Origin of the sequence: Adlercreutzia sp. ZJ138, assembly GCF_011038935.1 — a bacterium.
GTDB lineage: Bacteria > Actinomycetota > Coriobacteriia > Coriobacteriales > Eggerthellaceae > ZJ141.
On record NZ_JAAKEA010000030.1, the window covers coordinates 1 to 18,753 of the forward strand.

Genomic DNA, 18,753 nt, shown 5'->3' on the forward strand with positions numbered 1-18,753 from the left:
AAGAAGAAGCGCCTTTCTCTGTTCGAAAAGATGAACACACCCCTTGAGGTTATGCCGCAGGCGTAACTCCCCGCCTAAAAACCCGAGAAGCTGTGATTAGTTCGTTGTCAATTGCGCGACGAACAAACTCTGACCTGCTGACTCCCGCTTCTCGCGCCATACGATTTACTGCTTGAATACGGGATCTCGGGATTTTAAGGGAGATAGTATCCATCGGTTTTTTCTCGAGCGGGCGCCCTACCATCACCCTACTCGTATCGTAATCGCTTAAATCGCCAGTTTCTACCTTGGCGACGATTTCGTCTACCTCGTCCACTGTCAGTCCAAGTTCGTTGCAAATCTGCTTGTCATTCGTTGTTGTCATCATTTTCTCCTCCCAAAGCCAAGTGCCCTCTTGATCGGATTCTTTTGCGAAGGGATGCTCGGATCGTTCAAGACAGCACTAAAGCCGCTGCTTCTCAAGCATTTCAAGCTCTCTCTCGAAAAGATCGATCGCTTCTTGTTTTGAATGGATGTTGAGTTTGGCGTACGCAGTCCGAATGTATCCGCGCACCGTGTTGGGGGAGAGATAGAGTCGTTCTGAGATGAATGTACTGCTGCGGCCTTTAGCGATGTATCCCATGATTTCGGCTTCGCGATCGGTGAGTTCGTAGGTTAGCTGTATGCTCAGTTGGACTTCGATAAGGGGATCCCGGTTCGGTGTGGTGGCAATGGGGGTATTATCTGTCGAGACGGGTTCAGCCGTCTCAGACAGGGTGTTATTCGCTGGTTGGGAGTTGGGTTTGGTAAGAGCTTGCTGTCTCCATACGAGCGCTAGGATGAACATAGCTAAAGAGAATGAACAAAAGATGGCTATCACTAATGCGGATAAGGTAAAGAATCGATCGAAGCTTCCCGCAAAAATCTGATTACCGAATAGTAAACCCGCATTAATGCCGAACCACATGCCAGCAAGGGGAAGGCAGACGGCCTTGAGATTCACTATGCGTATCGCTGAGGTTGCGAACGAGAAGAAAAGGATCATCTCGGCAAGTTGAAACGAGCCAGCTACGATGAAATTGTATATATCCCAGTACCACACAGGGGCAAAGGGTAAGATTCCCATGGCGACTACAACTAAGGGAAAGACGATCTGAAATAGCAGCGATATCGATGCTTGCCGAGGTAAAAACTGTGTGATTGCCACGAATAGTAGAAAGCTGACGATAAGAAGGCAGAGATGCCAAACGATAGTGTTCTGTTGAATCGCCGAAGGGCTGTTCAACGATAGGAAGCCGCTTGCACCATAAGCAAACCCAACTGTTGAAACAGCAACGCACGTTGCTAGATTATCGAGTTTAACTATTATGTTGTTGGGTTGTCCGAGCGCCTCGGGGTGTTCTGCTGTTTTTGCATAGCTTAGACCGAGGGCGCATGACACAACGGCTGCGGTAGTGATACAGAAGATACGTGGTACGGGAGGGGCCCAAGCAAGAAGCACAAAGAGAACAATTCCTGTGCAAAAAGAAATCGAAAGTGCGGATCTAATCTGGTCAGCGCTGTGACAAGCGATCATTTTGATCCATGTGATGTAGCTGATACACAAGCCAAAGCCTGCGAATAAGCCTCCTGCAATCTGTAAGGCATACTGTTCGGAAGCGAAGAGCGTTACCAAAATGAGTACAGTTCCCACCATGAGCAGTGCGCCGTAGGTCAATACCATGAAACAAAAGTTCGTGCTGTGCGTGTTGTTAAACCTTGTGGGATAAAGCTGTGCAGCAACAAAAACCGCTAGAGCGGCTACTGCAATACTGATACCCAATGCATAGTTGAATAAATCTGCTCCGCGGCCGTCAGATCCGAAGAGTGTTCTGCTGAAGAGCAAGACAAGCTGAATGCCCCAGCAGAGCCCGAAACCGAGGCTTAGGGGATTGAGGGGGATACATCGGGGCATTGCTCTACCTCCTGAACACGAAAACCGGTGTGCGAGCAAAGGACGTTGCTGTGTTCACAACTCGATGGTAGCACATGCATGGTGTTGGAGCGCTTTCGCTATCAGTATGATCTTCTTCAAAAAGGGAATACACCAAAAATGGGTGGACGAGTTTTGAGAAACAATGCGATATAGATGGAGACATAACACCTGGTTTCTGATTTGATTCACGTGGCGTAACGCCATGTTTGAAACCAAGGAAAGGGGTTATCATGACAAGGGAAATGAGTCGTCGCTCTTTTATTGGAGCAGGTGCATCGGTTGCTTTGGCAGCGGGCATCATGGGGTTAGCCGGATGCTCTTCTTCGACTAATCAACAGGAGGCAACGGGACAGGATGCGCAGGGTGAGGATGTAGGCGAGCGTCTTGTCGCTTCTGAGACACTTGATACTGATATTCTCGTTGTGGGTCTTGGTGCATCCGGTGTGATGGCCGCCACCGCGGCGGGGAAGGCTGGGGCAAAAGTCCTAGCGATCGACTGTGCGTCATCTATGGTGGGCACGGGCAATGTGAATACTACGGCTCCCTCGGTGTACGGATCAAAGCACCAAAATGAGGCAAATCCCGATAATCAGATCGTTCCTGTCGAGGCGTACAAGGAGCTGCTTGAGCAGACGCATTACCAGGAGAACAGCAAGCTTCTGCGTAATCTTGTCGAGCATTCGGGCATTTGCATCGATACTGCTATTGATGCCGGTCTTACGTTCATGTTTGTGAACACATTGGCTCCAAAAGAGGCTCCGATCGGCGATAGGGCCGGTTGCCTGTATATGGAGGCAATGGAGGATCGTGCACAAGGCTGGGAGCGCATGCTTTCCGACGCGGGAGTGGAAACCCGGTTTGGACTTATTGCGAAGTATCTCATTTTCGACGAGACAGGCGCAGTTGCCGGTGTTCAGTGTGAGAGCGACAACGGTGCGGTGGATATCAACGCAAAAAAGGTAATTTTGTGCTGCGGTGGCTTCTTAGCCAATGAGGAAATGGTCAAGCAGTATTTCGCTGGGGCTAAGATGCTTTCCTGTGGCGACCAAAATGCTAAGGGTGACGGAATTAAGATGGCGCTTTCCGCTGGCGGACAGATGGGCAAAAACTTTAGTGTTTCAATGAATGAGTTCGGTGGTGCTAACGCTCAGGCATCAGGTCTTCGTTATACGTTTGGTGATCTAGAATGCAACAGCGCGTTGCGTATGGCTATCATGGGTCTTCTCATGGTGGATGCTGAAGGTGGACGATTCTTTGATGAAGGTATCGTTTGCGATCGCGGTATGTTTGCCGGAGAGCCGCTCATTCGTAATTCCACTTACTATTGTGTTTGCGACCAGGCGTTTATGGATCGCGTGAAGAGCGAGCCTTTGTCTAATCTGCTTGCGATTGGTGGTAAGGCGGCTAAAGAATGGAAGGCTATTGCCAAGATGACCCTGACCAATATTGAGACGGACATCGATACCGCCATTTCTGAAGGCTGGGCGGCAAAAGGAGATACGATCGCAGAGATTGCCCAGGCGTTCGATCTAAGCAACCTCGAGGAAACCGTTGAGAAATACAACAGTTACTGTGATGCAGGCGAAGATCCAGACTTTTTGGTTGATCCCACGTATCTGACCCCTGTTAAGCAAGCACCCTATTATTTGATTCAATATAATCCGAGTGCATGGCTGTCTCTGGGTGGCATTAAAACCGACGAGCGTTGCCGTGTTCTTGATGTTGACAACAAGCCCATCGATAACCTCTTTGCGGCGGGTGCTGATGCGGATTTGTGGGCTGTTCCTTACGTCTCGAAGGGGGCTGCGAACGGCTTCTGTCTTGCTTCAGGGTGGCTTGCTGGAGAATCAGCAGCTGAGCTACTGGCATAAGTTTTCATTGTAATCATGATGTAAAGCCGCAAACGCTCGAGTGTGTTATTCCTTTTCCTCGGGTGTTTGCGGCGCTGGAGAGACCTCATCGACTTCGCAAAACAAATCGAGGTAATCCTGGGCTGAAAGCCGTTTGATGGGTGATCGTTTGAAGGCTTTTTCATCACGAGAGATAATGAAGTCGACAGGTACGCTTTCGGCGCAGGCGCGTATCAAGCCGTCTTCGAAATCGGGCTCGTCTGACGTTGCGGCTATATGACAAAGGGCGTAATCGATAGCCACCACTTCGAAGAGATCCATAAGGGCAACTATGAATTCGCGCGCTGCTTTTTCATCGGCATACTTAGTTAAAACGTAGTACACGTCTTTAAGAGACCCGGCGCACACATAACCGTGAACATCTTCGTAGGTAATCTCATCAATGAGCATCGTTGCTGCCGCCCATCCCGGGCGCTCGCCCATAGCCGCATCGAGAAGAATGTTGGTATCAACTAGCAGCTTTCTACTCATAGCGACTCGCAATCATATCGCGCACTTCAGCATCGGACATATGCCCGACTGCATTGTTGCGCCCTCGAACGGTAAATTCTTTGATGATCGTGGCGGCATGACTCTTTTTGGATTGTACTGACTTGGGAAGTTGAGGCATCGACCCTGTGGCTTGAATAGAGCCGAGTAAAACAGTACCGCAATACTGTCCGAATGAGAGACCATAATCGCGTTGTGCCAAGGCATCCGCAAATGCAAGAGTATCCGCATCAACACGGCCGGAGAATGTTTTCGTAGTCACAATGCCTCCTTTGTTTACGTGTTTACATTATAGAGTCATCCATATTACTAAACAAGAGAATCTCATCTGTTAGGTACAAGAATCAAGCTTCGAAGCTTCTGTTGTAGGTACAATAGGCTGATGAGGGCGAATACCCACATACAGGCAACATACAGGTTAGAAGTCAGCTGTCGCTTCGTACTGTACTCATACAAGCTAACATACAATACAATTCGCCACAGTACGGAGACGTGTCTCGTACTGTGGCGAATGTTTGGTAGGACTGTTTACAGGGTTTGTTCGACGGGGCTCGGCAAATTAGTGTACTACTGATCGTTGACGGGGTTTTCAGTACCGCTGAGGATGCGTCCAACGATCATGCCGTAGGTCAGGCCACGACCGAGACTGATGCCGCTGCAATGATGCGGATACGTGCCGTAGAACATGCTTCCCGAACACGTTCCCACGGCGTAGAGACCGGGAATTGGTGCGTTCGTTTCAAGGGAGAGTACGGCGCTGTCGGAGTTGACACGTAAGCCGCATTCGGTGGCTAAATTGATCTGTCCTTCGTCGCAAGCATAGAATGGAGGGGTGGTCACGGGTGCAAGCTTTTCAGTGGGCACGCCGAAGTCGTCGTCTGAACCCTTGTCGCACAGTTCGTTGTATCGGTTGACGGTTGCGACGAAAGTGGCAGGATTCACGCCCATTTGCTCGGCGAGCTTCTCCAGCGTGTCGGCGCTTACCGAATCGGCAATGAACCCTTCCGCCTCTTGTTCTGGTGTGACACCAGGGATCGTGAGGTCGCGGATTTTGTCGATATTTGATGCTATGTTTGCATCAGTGATCACCCAATCGTGCGCACCGACTTGGGCGTTTATTGCGTTTGCAAGGAAGTTTGAGGGAATGGACTCGTTGACGAAACGTAGGCCGTAGTCGTTTACGCGCATGAAAGGATGGATCGCTGCACCGAACGCCCCACCGCTTTTTGTGCCAGAGGGATCTGTGCATAGAGCGTGAGGATATTCGTCCTCGAAGGCTCCGACAGCAAGCCCCATCTCATGGCCGTCTCCCGTATTCCCCATGCAGCTGTTGACCCATGCGCGCACTTGCAGGTCGCGCGGACGGAGACACTTCTTCAGTCGTTCCCAGTTGAATTCGTAACCGCCAGTTGCCAAAACGACACCTTTGGAAGCGTTGCATTGAATATACCCTCCGTCAGCGTTCTTTGCAATGACGCCGGTTATACGACCATCGTCACCTTGAATAAGTGTTACTGACCACGGGTTAGCCAGTAGCAGCGACAGATACTGGCTAACCCGTGGTCAGTAACTGAGGATCTGTGTTCGGATCTGTGTTCGTTCTGCCGAACCGATCCGAAGGTTTATTCGATCGTTTTCCGCTGGTAGAATGAGAGAAATTCGTTTTGGCGTTGGAAGGAGCACACATATGTCGTCTCGGCAGATAGACGTTGCCGATATGCAGTGCTGGCTGCTTCGCATGGCGCAAGTTGCGTGGCGTATGCCAGCGGGGGAGGTTGCCATCCTGTTTCGCGACCAAGGCGTTTTTGACTATATTGACGATCTATACGATCTCCTTCACGTGAGCAGCTATCAATGTGCGCTTGGCGATGTGGAAAGATATCTTCAGGCTCGGGGAGCTTTACCATGCAAGAATTGAGTGAAGGGTTGCTTCTTTACCATGGTAGCTACACCGAGGTGCGCAACATAGATCTGGCGCGCTGCGCCTCGGGAAAAGACTTCGGCCGTGGATTCTATCTCACCACCGACTACGAACAGGCTAGAAGCTTTGTAGCGCTTTCAGCTCGGAAGCACCGCGCGATAAGCGGGGAAGAAGTTAGGGGCGGCTATGTATCCGTTTATCGCCTGATGCACCCTGAAAAGCTACTCTTCTACACCTTTCCAGATGCTGATGATCGATGGCTGCATTTTGTCGCTGCTAACCGTCGCGGCGATTTATTCGCTTCTTTGTTGGAAGAGTTGGATGGCTTCGATGTGATTGCTGGGAAAATCGCTAACGATCAGACGGCGCGTACGCTGCAGCTCTACTTGTCTGAGGCGTTTGGCAAACCGGGCACGGCGCAGGCAGATCGACTTGCTGTGTCGACACTTTTACCTAATCGGCTTTCCGATCAGTATTGCTTTAGGACAAAGAAATCCATTAATCATCTTGTCTTCGAAGGGAGCACTGTCTGTGAAGGCTGACTTCGGAGAACCATTAACTGAATCCCAAATGGAAGCTTGCGCGATTATGGTTATGCGCATGATGCTTGAGGACTTCTCGAACGATAAGGGATATTCCTTCCCGGAAGCTCTTGTCGGGTTTGCTGGATCGAACACGTATCAAATGCTCTTCGACTACGATACTCGCCTATGGGCTGAAGGTCCTGATTATCTATGCGGCATTTGGACGCGCGAGAAAAACAGCTGACAACTAGGATAGACAATAGGGACAGCCTAGTGTCTATCCTGATCTCTTGCTGCTCCTATTAAGTGAGTGCGATTAGTGCGTTGTCATCATTTTCTCCTCCCAAAGCCATGTGCCCTCTTGATGTAAATCCGCAGGCAACTGACTAGCAGCTTCCTACTCATAGCGGCTTGTAATCATATCGCGCATTTCAGCGTCGGGCAGATGTCCGACTGCACGATGGTGTCCTCGGGCGGACAGCCCATGTTTCTGAGTAAGCGAATCGCATTTGTAAGGTGTGCAAACTAAGTTTCGTAGGGCACTCTCTTTGGTACACAAAACGCTCTCATTCGTGAAATAGCTCAACTATTTTTATTCTTTTGTGGCACTGCGGTTTACAATGGATGTTCGACGTCACGTATTTAGCAAGGAATAATTGATGACGAAGTGGAACACCGCCAAAGAGATTCTCTTCGAGGATCTGCAAAGCGCTTCTGATAAGGAGCTACAGCTTCGCACGCTCCTTTTAGGCACGTGTTTCCTTGCTATTATTTCCGCCATTCTTACCGCCATGAACATCGAGAAGGGTTGGTGGCTCATGACAGTGAGCACCTCGTTGCTTATGGTTGGATTCATAGTTGCCGCCCTGTGCGCTTATCGGAAGAAAGCTTTGGTGTCAGCAGCAATCGCTGCGGTTATGGTTGCGATCACATTTTCTTTCTATGCTGTGTCGGGCGAGAACGAAGGATTTGCCTGCTTGTGGATCTTGTTGGTTCCTGTCATCGGCCCAAGTCTTTTGGGTATTCGGGTTGCGTTCTTTTTAAGCATGTACTTCCAGTTGTTTCTAATTGCACTGTTCTATACTCCGCTGAATCAGATAGTTGTGGATTACTACACCGCCACCTTTCTAACACGTTTTCCCGTGCTGTATTTCGCTGCTTTCGGTGGTATGGGTGTATTGGCTGTTCAGAAGCAGTATTACTTGAATAAAACCGTCAGCCAAGCTTACCACGATGGTTTGACTGGGCTGTACAACCGCGTGTATTACAATCAGGTTCTAGAGAAGTGTGCTAACAAGGACTTTTCACTGGTGATCTTCGACCTGAACCGGCTGAAGTATATTAACGATACCTTTGGGCATTTGGCTGGCGATGAGATGATCTGTGCTGCAGCTGACTTTTTGCGCAACGCTTTTGGGCCCGATAGCACTATTTCCCGCATCGGTGGCGACGAATTCGCCGTTGTAAGCTTCGACGATCCCGAGCGGGTATCTGATCAGCTTGCCGATCTCATTCGTGAAACGCGCACTTGGAAATGCACATTCACGGAGCGGGATTGTCCTTTGGTCCTTTCGGCGGGATGCGTTTCGCGTAGTGAGTTCCCCGAATACTCTCTTGAGGAAATGCAGAAAGAAGCCGACCGGCGCATGTATAAAGATAAAGCTGCATGGTACATGAGCTCTGGATTCGATCGTCGCCGGTAGTGTGTGGTTATCAATTTGGGCCTGCGATCAGATTCAAAAGAAAACAGGCCAGAAGCTGAAACATGCTTCTGGCTTGTGAGCTTACTGGTCGGGGCGACAGGATTTGAACCTGCGACATCCTGCTCCCAAAGCAGGCGCGCTACCAAACTGCGCCACGCCCCGACAAAGCGCGTTCGCAATTATAGCAGAAACGGCGAGCACTGGCGAAAATATGCTGCTCTACGGTATAATACCTCCGTTTTCTAAGCGCCCATGGCTCAATGGATAGAGCAACGGACTTCTAATCCGTAGGTTGTAGGTTCGAGTCCTACTGGGCGCGCCAGTTCATTAGCAGGTCAGCGGCGTGAAGCTACTGGCCTGTTTGCATTATCGCGAAGAGGAAACCGGTACGGGAAAACCGCAGGGATAATCGCATTGCGTTAGATTGCCGTTGAAGAAACAATTGAGTACCACGCATATACGATCATTGACGTAAGGTTATAAGCGTGTGCTTCTTTACGCTGATCGCGTTTTTGTCAGTTGAAAGCGAAAAGAATGAAAACGCATGCTAGGCTCAATTTATGCATAACTTTTGATATGTAATTCTCCCGAGAGACAAACTCGCGTATTGATCTGCGCAGACTTCTGGTAAAAGTCAAGCGCAGATCTCTGCTGCATTTATGTTCAATTTATGAATCCGCAAAAGGGAAGTGCGTGCAAAAGGGCGGGATACCGGGCCGTTTGTATCTTTGCGATTACCGAATGATTTTACATATTGCTTTTTGGGGTCAAGCATGCGATTTTAGATGTATCAACACGAAGCCGGGTGCTTCTTAGGGTTTCGTGTGCAGGTAATGAAAAGTGCATAATCGAAAAAGAAGGAGGGTGAAATGAGTGGCATTCATGTGACCAGTGAGATCGGCAAGCTCAAAAAAGTTTGCCTGCATCGACCTGGCGACGAATTGCTGAACCTCCCCCCGTTCGAACTGGAGCGTCTGCTGTTTGATGACGTTCCGTTCCTGGAGGTCGCTCAGCAGGAACACGATCGTTTTGCGGAACTCATGCGCGGAGAGGGCGTTGAGATTCTCTATATTGAGAAGCTCGTCGCCGAGGTGTTTGACGCCGATCCCGCTCTGCGTGATCAGTTCCTCGACCAGTACATCGCTGAAGCTGGCATCGTCAACGACGCCTACAAGGCGGTCGCTCGCGAGAAGCTCGCTTCTATCAGCGACAACCTGGAATTCGTGAATAAGACCGTGGCCGGTCTTGCCAAGTCCGAACTCGAGCTTCCTGTTACGGGTGGCAGGCTTGCCAGCTTGGTTGGAGCCGACGATGACAGCGACCTCGTCATCGACCCGATGCCCAACCTGTACTTCCAGCGCGACCCGTTTGCCTGCATCGGCAATGGTGTTTCTCTCAATCGCATGTACTCTGTCACGCGTAACCGCGAGACGCTCTACGGCGATTATGTATTTAAGTATCATCCGGAGTACAAGGGCACGCCGTTGTGGTACGACCGCGGTCAGACGTTCCACATCGAAGGTGGCGACATCCTGAACCTGTCCCGCACCGCGCTTGCCATTGGCATTTCTCAGCGCACCCAGGCGGCAGCTATCGATGCTATCGCGCAGAACATCTTCTGGAAGTCCGAGGGCTGCGAGATCGAGAAGATCTTCGCGTTCGACATCCCCAACAACCGCGCCATGATGCATCTTGACACCGTGTTCACCCAGATCGATGTTGACAAGTTCACCATCCATCCGGCAATTATGGGCACGTTGCGTGTCTTCGAAATCACCCGCGGCAACGCCGAGGGCGAGATCAGCATCAAGGAACACACTGACTCCCTGGAGAAGATCCTCGAGTACGCTACCGGTGTCGACGGCGTTAAGCTGATCCCGTGTGGCGGCGGCGATCCGATCGCAGCTGCTCGCGAGCAGTGGAACGACGGTTCCAACACGCTGTGCGTGTCTCCGGGTACCATCTGTGTGTATCAGCGCAACACCGTTACGAACGAGTTGCTCGACAAGGAAGGCCTGAAGCTTCTGGTTGTTCCGTCTGCCGAGTTGTCCCGTGGTCGTGGCGGCCCACGCTGCATGAGCATGCCGTTCGAGCGCGAGGATCTTTAAACCCCGTGCCCGTTGTGGCTTTTAGTTTTGTCTTTTACGGCTTTTGGAGTAGGTGCCTGCTCCAAAAGCCGAGAAGAGCGGGCGGTTTGCCGTCCGCAGTAGATAACCTTCTTTATAGAAAGGAACCAACATGCCTGTTTCTTTGAGTGGTCGTGACTTCCTGAGGTTGCTCGACTTCACTACCGAGGAGATCGAGTACATGCTCACCCTGGCCAAGAACTTCAAGGACATGAAGCGCGCTGGCGTGCCTCATCGTTACCTTGAGGGCAAGAACATCGTGCTGCTGTTCCAGAAGACCTCCACTCGCACCCGCTGCGCCTTCGAGGTTGGCGGCATGGATCTGGGCATGGGCGTGACCTACCTTGATCCGGGCAGCTCCCAGATGGGCAAGAAGGAGTCCATCGAGGACACCGCCCGCGTTCTGGCTCGCTTCTATGACGGCATTGAGTTCCGTGGCTTCGCTCAGAGCGACGTCGAGGAACTGGCCAACAGCGCTTGCGTGCCTGTGTGGAACGGCCTGACCGACATGTGGCATCCCACCCAGATGCTGGCTGACATCATGACCGTCCAGGAGAACTTCAACTACGACATCAAGGGCAAGACCCTGGTGTTCATGGCTGACGCTCGCAACAACGTTGCCCGTTCGCTGATGGTTGTCTGCTCCAAGCTGGGCATGAACTTCGTCGGCTGCGCGCCGAAGGAGAACTGGCCCGACCAGGAGCTCATCGACACCTGCACCGCTATTGCTGCTGAGAATGGCTGCACCGTTAAGCTGACCGAGGACGTTGCCGAGGCTTGCACGGGCGCTCATGCCATCTACGCCGACGTTTGGGTATCCATGGGTGAGCCCGACGAGGTTTGGGCCGAGCGCATCAAGCTGCTGGAGCCCTATCGCGTGACCAAGGAAGTTATGGCCATGGCCGACCCCAGCGCTATCTTCCTGCACTGCCTGCCCAGCTTCCACGACACCAACACCACCATCGGTGCCGACATCGCTGAGCGCTTCGGTGTTACCGAGATGGAGGTCGAGGACGAGGTCTTCGAGTCCAAGCAGTCCAAGGTGTTCGATGAGGCTGAGAACCGCATGCACACCATCAAGGCTGTCATGTACGCAACCCTGTCCTAAGGTTTGCTTGTCTCGCTCGGGTGTCTCTTGTGGGCACCCGAGTTTCTTTCCTTATTTGATTGGAACTGTTAATTAGGAGGATTCCAATGGGTTACCAGAAGGGTGACGGCAAGTCCGTCGTTATCGCTTTGGGCGGCAACGCCCTAGGCAACACCCCGCAGGAGCAGCTCCAGCTCGTTCAGAACACGGCGAAGCACATTGTTGACATGATCGCTGAAGGCACCAACGTCATCGTTTCTCATGGCAACGGCCCCCAGGTTGGCATGATCAATAACGCATTCGCGTACGCTTCCGCTAACGATGGCAAGACCCCGGAGATGCCGTTCCCCGAGGCCGGCGCTATGAGCCAGGGCTATATCGGCTATCAGCTGTCCCAGGCTATTTTGAACGACATGAAGCAGCGCGGCATCGACCGTTCGTCTGCATGCATCGTTACACAGACGGTTGTCGACGCTGACGATCCTGCGTTCCAGAACCCCACCAAGCCGGTTGGTGCGTTTATGGACGAAGAGACTGCCAAGGCCAAGGCTGCCGAGATGAACATCACGGTGAAGGAGGACGCTGGCCGCGGTTGGCGTCAGGTTGTCGCTTCTCCTATCCCGAAGCGCATCGTTGAGTTCGACGCCGTGAAGGACCTCGTGGACAACGGCTACATCGTCGTTTCCACTGGTGGCGGCGGTGTTCCGGTGTTCGAGACCGAGAACGGCTACGTAGGCACCCCTGCCGTTATCGACAAGGATCGCTCTAGCTCGCTGATGGCTTCCGAGTTCGGCGCTGACATGTTGGTCATTCTGACGGCTGTGGAGAAGGTGTGCATCAACTTCAACACGCCCGAGCAGGAAGAGATCTCCGAGATGACCGTCTCGCAGGCTCGCGAGTACATCGCTCAGGGCCAGTTTGCTCCCGGCTCCATGCTGCCCAAGGTTGAGGCTTGCATCGAGTACGTCGAGAAGTTCCCGCAGGGCAAGGCGCTCATCACCTCTCTCGAGTGCGCGGCCGCTGGCCTGCGCGGCGAGACCGGCACCATTATCGTTGCCGACTAGTCTGTGCGTTTCGCGTTTTGCGGTAAAGCATTATGAAGGCGGCATTCGCTTCGGCGGGTGCCGCTTTTTCGTGGTGCGAATAAGAGAGGGGGAGGGTGGTGTTGCGGCGGCATGCTACAATATTGCATTAACGCTGCCCGCCATTCAGAGGAAGAAGGATCATGCAGATTCGCGAACACATCGATCAACTGGTGCATGCGGCTCTCGTAGCTGCTGTTGAGAAGCAGGCTTTGGCCCTCGACCCGATTCCGGAAGCTGCCCTTGAGCGACCCCGCGACGAGTCGAACGGCGACTGGGCTTCCACGGTCGCCATGCGATGCGCGAAGGCTGCGAAGCGTAATCCACGCGAGATCGCCCAGATTATCGTCGACAACGTTCCCGAAAACGACATGATTAGCTCGATCGAGATCGCAGGACCGGGCTTCATTAACATTCGATTGGCACCCGCTGCTTTACAAGGCGTGGTTGCCGAAGCGCGTGCTGTCCAGGCAAATTTCGGCAAAAGTGAGCTGGCGGACGGTTCGGTGAAGCTCAACCTCGAGTATGTGTCGGCAAACCCAACAGGTCCGTTGCACGTAGGTCATGGCCGCTGGGCTGCGCTGGGCGACGCGATGGCGCGCGTCATGCGCCATGCTGGCTACGAAGTGTATGAGGAATTTTACGTAAACGACCACGGCACACAGATGGATGTTTTCGGCAACTCGGTGTCGGTACGCTACATGCAGCTGCTCGGTTATGACCGTGAGATGCCCGAAAAGTGCTATGGCGGAAGCTATGTGGCTGACATCGCACAGGGTATCATCGACCGCGAAGGCGATGCTTACGTTTCTCTGAGTGACGAAGAGCGCATGAAGGCGTTCCGCGAAATTGCCTATCAGCAGATGCTCGACCTGCAGAAAAACGTGCTTGGTCGCCTGGGCACCACATTCGACCGCTGGTTTAGTGAGCGCGGTTTGTACGAGGAAAACGAGCAGGGTGAAAGCGCTGTGTCACGTTCACTAGCCGCTATGGAAGAAAAAGGCTACGTATACACCGACCAAGGGGCTACGTGGTTCCGCTCGACCGCGCTTGGTGATGAAAAAGACCGTGTGCTCATCAAGGCAAATGGCGAAATGACCTATTTCATGTCGGATGTTGCCTATCACTACGACAAAATGATGCGCGGCTTTGATCATCTGATCGACCTGTGGGGCGCCGACCATCACGGTTACATCAAGCGTTGTGAGTGTATGCTTGAGGCGTGGGGGTGGCCTGGCGCGCTTGAGGTAGTGCTTGGTCAATTGGTGAACTTGTACCGCGATGGCGAGGCAGTGCGCATGTCGAAGCGCACGGGCGAAATGGTTACACTTGAGGAACTCATTGATGAAGTGGGTGTTGACGCCACGCGCTACCTTATGTTGTCGCGCTCGTCTGACCAGCCCATTGATTTCGATATTGAGGTTGCAAAGAAGAAGGACGCATCGAATCCGGTCTACTACGTACAGTATGCCCACGCGCGCATCTGTTCTATCCTGCGTAAGGCGGCAGGTGTACAGGGAACTGACAACGCTCCTGGTGTTGCTGAACTCGCCGTACAAGTGATACCTGCTGAAGTTGATCTCTCGCCACTCACGCATGACGCTGAGCTTGCGTTGATGCGTAAAATGGCCGACTTCCAAGACGTGGTGGCCGCCGCAGCGCGTGATCGTGCACCCTTCCGTTTAACACATTACGCTCAGGAACTTGCTGGCTTGTTCCATCAGTTCTACACGAATTGCCACATTATCGGTGAAGCTGACGATGTTCAGGCAGCGCGCTTGGCGCTGGCCGATGCCACACGCATCGTGTTAGCGCTCACGCTTGAGTTGCTGGGTGTAAGCGCCCCTGAGCGCATGTAGGAGTCGGGTAAAAGTAGGGAAGAGGGAAGTCGCAAGACTGCAAGGGGAGGGAAGGCCTCGGCTGCTTCCCTCCCCTTTTTGCATAAGCCTTGCAGTTCCGTCGTGTGGTGTTACGAATGACGTAGCATCGTGATTGCTATTAAATTACCCCTTCGGAATCCATACGCATAAGGGCAACATTGTTGCGCAGGCGCTTTGCTGTATCGCGCGTTATAAGCTCGTCTTCATATAGCTCTTGAATGCGTTCGAGTTCCATCTGATACCCCATTAGCAAGAAGGTAGCGGCATCGTTGTCGGCGCGCGCAATGGCGGTAAGCGACGGCGGGGTTGCGCTGAATACGTTGCAGGTGTGTTGGTACTGCATAACAAGGTCACTCACTTCGCCGCTCGGGTAGTGTGGATCCGACAAGAGCTCGGTCAGGTGTTCAAGCGCGTACTTGTGCGCTTCAATCTGCACGTGGCGCCATGCGTCTTGCTTTTGCTCGTCGGTAAGTGCGGGGATATGATGGCCGATAGCTTGCGTTACCTGCTTTGAGAGCAGGCGACTGCGCCGCCATGCGCTGTCGAGTGCTTGCACCAAGCTTGCGTCGGCGAGCAGCACTTCTGCCTCTGCCAAGCGGTCGAGGTAGCGCCGTGCGGTTCCCGGATCGGTTTCATCTTGGTTGAGCATTTCCTCAACCTTCTCGCGCTGCCAATGCAGTGCCATGATCTTCAGCGTCGGATCACTGTCCTCTTCGAGTCCATGCTCGCTTACCAGCTTGGCGATACGTGTCCGATAGGAGCTTGTGGCCTTTTGCACAGCAATACGGTTCTCGGCGGTTTGAAGCGCTGTTAGTTCAGCCATAACAGCGCCGAGCATGTCGACGACTAGCTTTGTTTCCTGTTCAACCACTTCGGTATCGGGCTGCTTCGGTTTTGGTGCGATAAGGGGCACTACAAACGTTGATATAAGCAGCGTGCACAGGATGACACCACACGCCAAAAAGATAATAAGGTTTCTCTGTGGGAAGAGCATCACCGGATTTGTCGACACGTAGAACGGGATAGAGAAGAGGATTGATAGCGTGATGGTTCCCTTTGCTCCCGATAGCGTGGTAATAAGTGCGTCACGCAGCGGCAGCTTGACGTTGCGAGTGCGTCCTTCCTTCCGCCAGCGCAAAAGCTCCATAGCCGCTGTCCAGATGAAGCGAATTCCCAACAGAATGATCGTGATGAGTGCAACGTACAGGATGAGTGAAACGTTACTGATGGTTACGTCATCCCACGTGCGTTGCATGGCTCGCGGCAACTGCGTACCCAAAAGTACGAACACAACACCGTTCAAGGCGAAGGCAAGTACCTTCCATACACTGCTCGACACGATGTTCATTTTAGATACCGAAGGGCCTGCGTCATTGGTTGAGGTGATGCTCATAAGGCCGGCCGTAACGACGGCGATTACACTGCTGACGCCAATGTGGTCGGCGAATAGGTAGATGATGAAGGGGGTGGACAGGTCAAACAGTGTATGGAAGGTGGTGTTGTCAACACCGATGCGTGCAGCACGCCCCAGTAACAGCTTGCCCAGCAAGCCCAGCAGCGCTCCGAGCACGAGCCCGCCACAGAATTCCAGCAGGAAATCGCCAGTAGCATGCATCAGCGAGAAGGCTCCAGTACTTACCGCAGCGATGGCGAACTGGAATGAGACGATGCCGCTGGCATCGTTGAGCAGCAGCTCGCCTTGTAGTATGCGTTTCTGGCGGTCGGGGATGGCAACCACTTTAGAAAGCGACGACACGGCAACGGCGTCGGTGGGGCCAAGTGCTGCACCCAGTGCGATGGCGGCAGCAAGGGGGATAGAAGGGATCAGTGCATTCACTGCAAAGCCGATGATAAGTGCGGTCACTAACACCAGTCCGATAGCCAACGAAAGGATTGGCTTTTTCAGTCTCCAGAGTGTGGCGACGTCGGCCGATTTCGTCTCGTCGTAGAGCAAAGGGGCAATAAACAGCACGAGGAACAACTCGGGGTCGAGTTTGATATTGATTTCTCCCGACATGAATAACGCGATCACTACGCCGATGGCAATCTGTACCAAGGGTAGCGATATCTTCGGTATGATCTGATCGAGAACAGCCGACACTAAGACTGCCGCGAGAAGCAGCAGCGCCAAGAGTAATGTTTCCATGCAAGTACTCCGAATCGTAGGTTTCGCCGTTAGTGTACCGTACGATTCACTCGGTTTCTTGCGAGAGTTGAGTAAGGGTTACAAAAATGAAAAAAGCTCCCAAAAGGAAGCTTTAAGGTCGATGGTGGATCGTCGGGGACTCGAACCCCGGACCTTGGGATTAAGAGTCCCCTGCTCTACCAACTAAGCTAACGATCCGTTTCAAAATATGTAAAGCTGCTTTTAGCGCTTGGCTATTTTAGTGCATCTGAGCAAATGATGCAAGTAAAATCTCTAAGCGTTTTCAAACTGCGCTGGGGTGGGTAATCGGACTCGAACCGACGACCTCCAGAGCCACAATCTGGCGTTCTAGCCAACTGAACTATACCCACCAAGGCGCAAGGCGAAATTATAGAGATAATGCTCGTTCGATGCAAGAGCAAATCCCGTTATTTTTCAACGTCTTTGCCAGGCTGGAATTGACGGCCTTCTTTTGCCCATACGCGGTACTCGGCGGAAGCCGTGAACAAGGCGTCGGAAGAAGAGTTGATGGCCGTTTCCAGCGAGTCTTGAATCACGCCGATGATAAAGCCGATAGCAACTACCTGCATGGCAATGTCGTTTCCGATGCCAAACAGCGAGCACGCCAAGGGGATGAGCAGCAGTGATCCGCCGGCCACACCCGATGCGCCGCATGCTGATACTGCAGCTAAGGCGCTCAAAATAACAGCGGTGGGAATGTCGACACTCACGCCAACGGTGTGTGCGGCGGCCATGGTCATAACGGTGATGGTTACTGCAGCGCCGGCCATGTTGATGGTGGCACCAAGTGGAATTGATACCGAGTAATTATCCTTGTCAAGGCCGAGTTTGCGGCACAGCTCCAGGTTTACTGGAATGTTCGCCGCAGAGCTGCGGGTGAAAAACGCTGTGATGCCGCTATCCTTCAGACAGCGCAGTACGAGTGGATAGGGGTTCTTGCGCATGGTGATAAATGACAGCAGCGGATTGGTTACTAACGCAATGAACAGCATGCAGCCGACCAAGATGATAAGTAGCTGCCCATATTCCGTAAAGATCTCGAGACCGTTTTCCGATACCGAGGTGTACACGAGACCCATGATACCAAACGGAGCGCAGGCAATGATCCAGCGAACCACGGTAGCAACGGCGTCGGAGATACTGGTGAACACGTCTTTCGTCTGCTGCTTTGCCGCACGCAACGCGATACCCAACACGATAGCCCACACGAGGATGCCCAGATAATTCGCGTTCAGAAGCGCGTCAACGGGGTTCGCTACGGCGTTTGATACTAGTGTGGTTAACACCTCGCCGATACCCGACGGTGAGTCTTGTTCGACGGCGGCCGTTAGTGTGATGTCAACAGGGAACACCATGCTTGCCAGCACTGCCACGAGCGCGGCGATGAAGGTGCTGGCCGCGTAAAGCAGCACGACGGTTTTCATGGAGCCTGCTGTCTTCGCATTTGCGAGTGCGCTGATGACCAAGAAGAACACGAGCACCGGCGCGATACTCTTCAATGCCGACACGAAGAGGGTTCCTAGTAAAGATACAACCGAAAGACCAGGTACAGCTATGGCAAGCACGATGCCAATGACTAAGCCGATAACAATTCTCTTTACAAGGCTGATTGATCCCCAAGCCTTACCGATGCCCTTTAACGCTTCCATGGGCACTTCCTTTCAGTTCCGATGTGTGGGTTGATTGAATATGGTGCGGGCGAAAGGACTTGAACCTTCACGGGGGTTGCCCACCAGAACCTAAATCTGGCGCGTCTGCCAATTCCGCCACGCCCGCACAAAAGCCGAATCGCCACCCTAGTTTAAAGCGGCGATTCGCATGATAGCAGATTAGCGAGAATTGTGCCTGTAATAGTGCATCCGAATGGCAAAACGGGGCGATAGACGTGTTACTACGTTGGGGAACTTAGG

The 18,753-nt window shown here is 52.6% G+C and carries 16 protein-coding genes and 5 tRNA genes; 10 read left to right on the plus strand and 11 right to left on the minus strand.

The window, feature by feature from the left end; genetic code table 11:
- Positions 1-49: 49 nt before the first annotated feature.
- Together G7Y43_RS09940 and G7Y43_RS09945 are read right to left on the minus strand one after the other, a co-directional pair.
- On the minus strand, positions 50-364 hold the full coding sequence (locus G7Y43_RS09940) for a ribbon-helix-helix protein, CopG family (protein WP_165046261.1): 315 nt from the start codon (positions 362-364) through the stop codon (positions 50-52).
- Between the two features lie 78 nt (positions 365-442).
- Positions 443-1,933, minus strand: a complete 1,491-nt coding sequence (locus G7Y43_RS09945; RefSeq protein ID WP_165046262.1) for a response regulator transcription factor — start codon at positions 1,931-1,933, stop codon at positions 443-445.
- 251 nt (positions 1,934-2,184) lie between these two features.
- Between G7Y43_RS09945 and G7Y43_RS09950 the strand changes: the two genes are divergently transcribed.
- A complete protein-coding gene (locus tag G7Y43_RS09950) occupies positions 2,185-3,825 on the plus strand; it encodes an FAD-binding protein (protein ID WP_165046263.1) in 1,641 nt (546 codons plus the stop codon).
- Between the two features lie 45 nt (positions 3,826-3,870).
- Here the strand turns inward: G7Y43_RS09950 and G7Y43_RS09955 are convergent, their stop codons facing one another.
- The 3 genes from G7Y43_RS09955 to G7Y43_RS09965 all read right to left on the minus strand — a co-directional run bounded on the left by G7Y43_RS09955 (position 3,871) and on the right by G7Y43_RS09965 (position 5,898).
- Positions 3,871-4,335, minus strand: a complete 465-nt coding sequence (locus G7Y43_RS09955; protein ID WP_165046264.1) for a PIN domain-containing protein — start codon at positions 4,333-4,335, stop codon at positions 3,871-3,873.
- Positions 4,328-4,615, minus strand: coding sequence for a hypothetical protein (locus G7Y43_RS09960; protein WP_165046265.1), 288 nt, complete (start codon positions 4,613-4,615; stop codon positions 4,328-4,330). Before G7Y43_RS09960 ends, G7Y43_RS09955 begins: the two co-directional genes overlap by 8 nt.
- A gap of 305 nt (positions 4,616-4,920) precedes the next feature.
- Entirely contained in the window at positions 4,921-5,898 is a 978-nt protein-coding gene (locus G7Y43_RS09965) for an FAD-binding protein (protein WP_165046276.1), read from the minus strand.
- A gap of 142 nt (positions 5,899-6,040) precedes the next feature.
- On the opposite strand from G7Y43_RS09965, the gene G7Y43_RS09970 reads away from it, so the two are divergent.
- The 4 genes from G7Y43_RS09970 to G7Y43_RS09985 all read left to right on the plus strand — a co-directional run bounded on the left by G7Y43_RS09970 (position 6,041) and on the right by G7Y43_RS09985 (position 8,501).
- Entirely contained in the window at positions 6,041-6,271 is a 231-nt protein-coding gene (locus G7Y43_RS09970; RefSeq protein ID WP_165046266.1) for a DUF3791 domain-containing protein, read from the plus strand.
- Positions 6,259-6,816: a DUF3990 domain-containing protein gene (locus G7Y43_RS09975; RefSeq protein WP_165046267.1), complete on the plus strand. Its 558-nt coding sequence runs from the start codon at positions 6,259-6,261 to the stop codon at positions 6,814-6,816. Before G7Y43_RS09970 ends, G7Y43_RS09975 begins: the two co-directional genes overlap by 13 nt.
- On the plus strand, positions 6,806-7,042 hold the full coding sequence (locus G7Y43_RS09980; RefSeq protein WP_165046268.1) for a hypothetical protein: 237 nt from the start codon (positions 6,806-6,808) through the stop codon (positions 7,040-7,042). The genes G7Y43_RS09975 and G7Y43_RS09980 overlap by 11 nt, the downstream gene beginning before the upstream one ends.
- A gap of 415 nt (positions 7,043-7,457) precedes the next feature.
- Positions 7,458-8,501 (plus strand): GGDEF domain-containing protein, encoded by a 1,044-nt coding sequence (locus G7Y43_RS09985; protein ID WP_165046269.1) that lies wholly within the window; start codon positions 7,458-7,460, stop codon positions 8,499-8,501.
- Positions 8,502-8,586: 85 nt separating this feature from the next.
- Here G7Y43_RS09985 and G7Y43_RS09990 read toward each other — a convergent pair.
- Positions 8,587-8,663: transfer RNA gene (locus G7Y43_RS09990), tRNA-Pro, on the minus strand.
- A gap of 84 nt (positions 8,664-8,747) precedes the next feature.
- Between G7Y43_RS09990 and G7Y43_RS09995 the strand changes: the two genes are divergently transcribed.
- The 5 genes from G7Y43_RS09995 to argS all read left to right on the plus strand — a co-directional run bounded on the left by G7Y43_RS09995 (position 8,748) and on the right by argS (position 14,655).
- Positions 8,748-8,823, plus strand: a tRNA-Arg gene (locus G7Y43_RS09995).
- Between the two features lie 547 nt (positions 8,824-9,370).
- Positions 9,371-10,609, plus strand: a complete 1,239-nt coding sequence (gene arcA / locus G7Y43_RS10000; protein ID WP_165046270.1) for an arginine deiminase — start codon at positions 9,371-9,373, stop codon at positions 10,607-10,609.
- A gap of 130 nt (positions 10,610-10,739) precedes the next feature.
- Positions 10,740-11,735 carry an ornithine carbamoyltransferase gene (gene argF / locus G7Y43_RS10005; protein ID WP_165046271.1) on the plus strand — a complete coding sequence of 332 codons (996 nt, stop codon included), beginning with the start codon at positions 10,740-10,742 and terminating at the stop codon, positions 11,733-11,735.
- 86 nt (positions 11,736-11,821) lie between these two features.
- The gene (gene arcC, locus G7Y43_RS10010; RefSeq protein WP_165046272.1) at positions 11,822-12,778 is read left to right on the plus strand and encodes a carbamate kinase; all 957 of its coding nucleotides are present in this window, start codon (positions 11,822-11,824) and stop codon (positions 12,776-12,778) included.
- A gap of 161 nt (positions 12,779-12,939) precedes the next feature.
- Positions 12,940-14,655, plus strand: coding sequence for an arginine--tRNA ligase (argS, locus tag G7Y43_RS10015; protein WP_165046273.1), 1,716 nt, complete (start codon positions 12,940-12,942; stop codon positions 14,653-14,655).
- Between the two features lie 139 nt (positions 14,656-14,794).
- Here argS and G7Y43_RS10020 read toward each other — a convergent pair whose 3' ends face one another.
- The 5 genes from G7Y43_RS10020 to G7Y43_RS10040 all read right to left on the minus strand — a co-directional run bounded on the left by G7Y43_RS10020 (position 14,795) and on the right by G7Y43_RS10040 (position 18,619).
- Positions 14,795-16,822 (minus strand): sodium:proton antiporter, encoded by a 2,028-nt coding sequence (locus G7Y43_RS10020; RefSeq protein ID WP_165046274.1) that lies wholly within the window; start codon positions 16,820-16,822, stop codon positions 14,795-14,797.
- Between the two features lie 122 nt (positions 16,823-16,944).
- A tRNA-Lys gene (locus G7Y43_RS10025) sits at positions 16,945-17,020 on the minus strand.
- A gap of 96 nt (positions 17,021-17,116) precedes the next feature.
- Positions 17,117-17,193 (minus strand) — tRNA-His (locus G7Y43_RS10030).
- 57 nt (positions 17,194-17,250) lie between these two features.
- On the minus strand, positions 17,251-18,492 hold the full coding sequence (sstT, locus tag G7Y43_RS10035) for a serine/threonine transporter SstT (RefSeq protein WP_165046275.1): 1,242 nt from the start codon (positions 18,490-18,492) through the stop codon (positions 17,251-17,253).
- Positions 18,493-18,533: 41 nt separating this feature from the next.
- Positions 18,534-18,619: transfer RNA gene (locus tag G7Y43_RS10040), tRNA-Leu, on the minus strand.
- Positions 18,620-18,753 lie beyond the last annotated feature (134 nt).

What these genes read in the sequence shown, in the direction of transcription:
- G7Y43_RS09940 (WP_165046261.1), bottom strand. Translation starts at nt 364, where the DNA reads ATGACAACAACGAATGACAAGCAGATTTGCAACGAACTTGGACTGACA.
- G7Y43_RS09945 (WP_165046262.1), bottom strand. Translation starts at nt 1,933, where the DNA reads ATGCCCCGATGTATCCCCCTCAATCCCCTAAGCCTCGGTTTCGGGCTC.
- G7Y43_RS09950 (WP_165046263.1), top strand. Translation starts at nt 2,185, where the DNA reads ATGACAAGGGAAATGAGTCGTCGCTCTTTTATTGGAGCAGGTGCATCG.
- G7Y43_RS09955 (WP_165046264.1), bottom strand. Translation starts at nt 4,335, where the DNA reads ATGAGTAGAAAGCTGCTAGTTGATACCAACATTCTTCTCGATGCGGCT.
- G7Y43_RS09970 (WP_165046266.1), top strand. Translation starts at nt 6,041, where the DNA reads ATGTCGTCTCGGCAGATAGACGTTGCCGATATGCAGTGCTGGCTGCTT.
- G7Y43_RS09975 (WP_165046267.1), top strand. Translation starts at nt 6,259, where the DNA reads ATGCAAGAATTGAGTGAAGGGTTGCTTCTTTACCATGGTAGCTACACC.
- G7Y43_RS09985 (WP_165046269.1), top strand. Translation starts at nt 7,458, where the DNA reads ATGACGAAGTGGAACACCGCCAAAGAGATTCTCTTCGAGGATCTGCAA.
- arcA (WP_165046270.1), top strand. Translation starts at nt 9,371, where the DNA reads ATGAGTGGCATTCATGTGACCAGTGAGATCGGCAAGCTCAAAAAAGTT.
- argF (WP_165046271.1), top strand. Translation starts at nt 10,740, where the DNA reads ATGCCTGTTTCTTTGAGTGGTCGTGACTTCCTGAGGTTGCTCGACTTC.
- arcC (WP_165046272.1), top strand. Translation starts at nt 11,822, where the DNA reads ATGGGTTACCAGAAGGGTGACGGCAAGTCCGTCGTTATCGCTTTGGGC.
- argS (WP_165046273.1), top strand. Translation starts at nt 12,940, where the DNA reads ATGCAGATTCGCGAACACATCGATCAACTGGTGCATGCGGCTCTCGTA.
- G7Y43_RS10020 (WP_165046274.1), bottom strand. Translation starts at nt 16,822, where the DNA reads ATGGAAACATTACTCTTGGCGCTGCTGCTTCTCGCGGCAGTCTTAGTG.
- sstT (WP_165046275.1), bottom strand. Translation starts at nt 18,492, where the DNA reads ATGGAAGCGTTAAAGGGCATCGGTAAGGCTTGGGGATCAATCAGCCTT.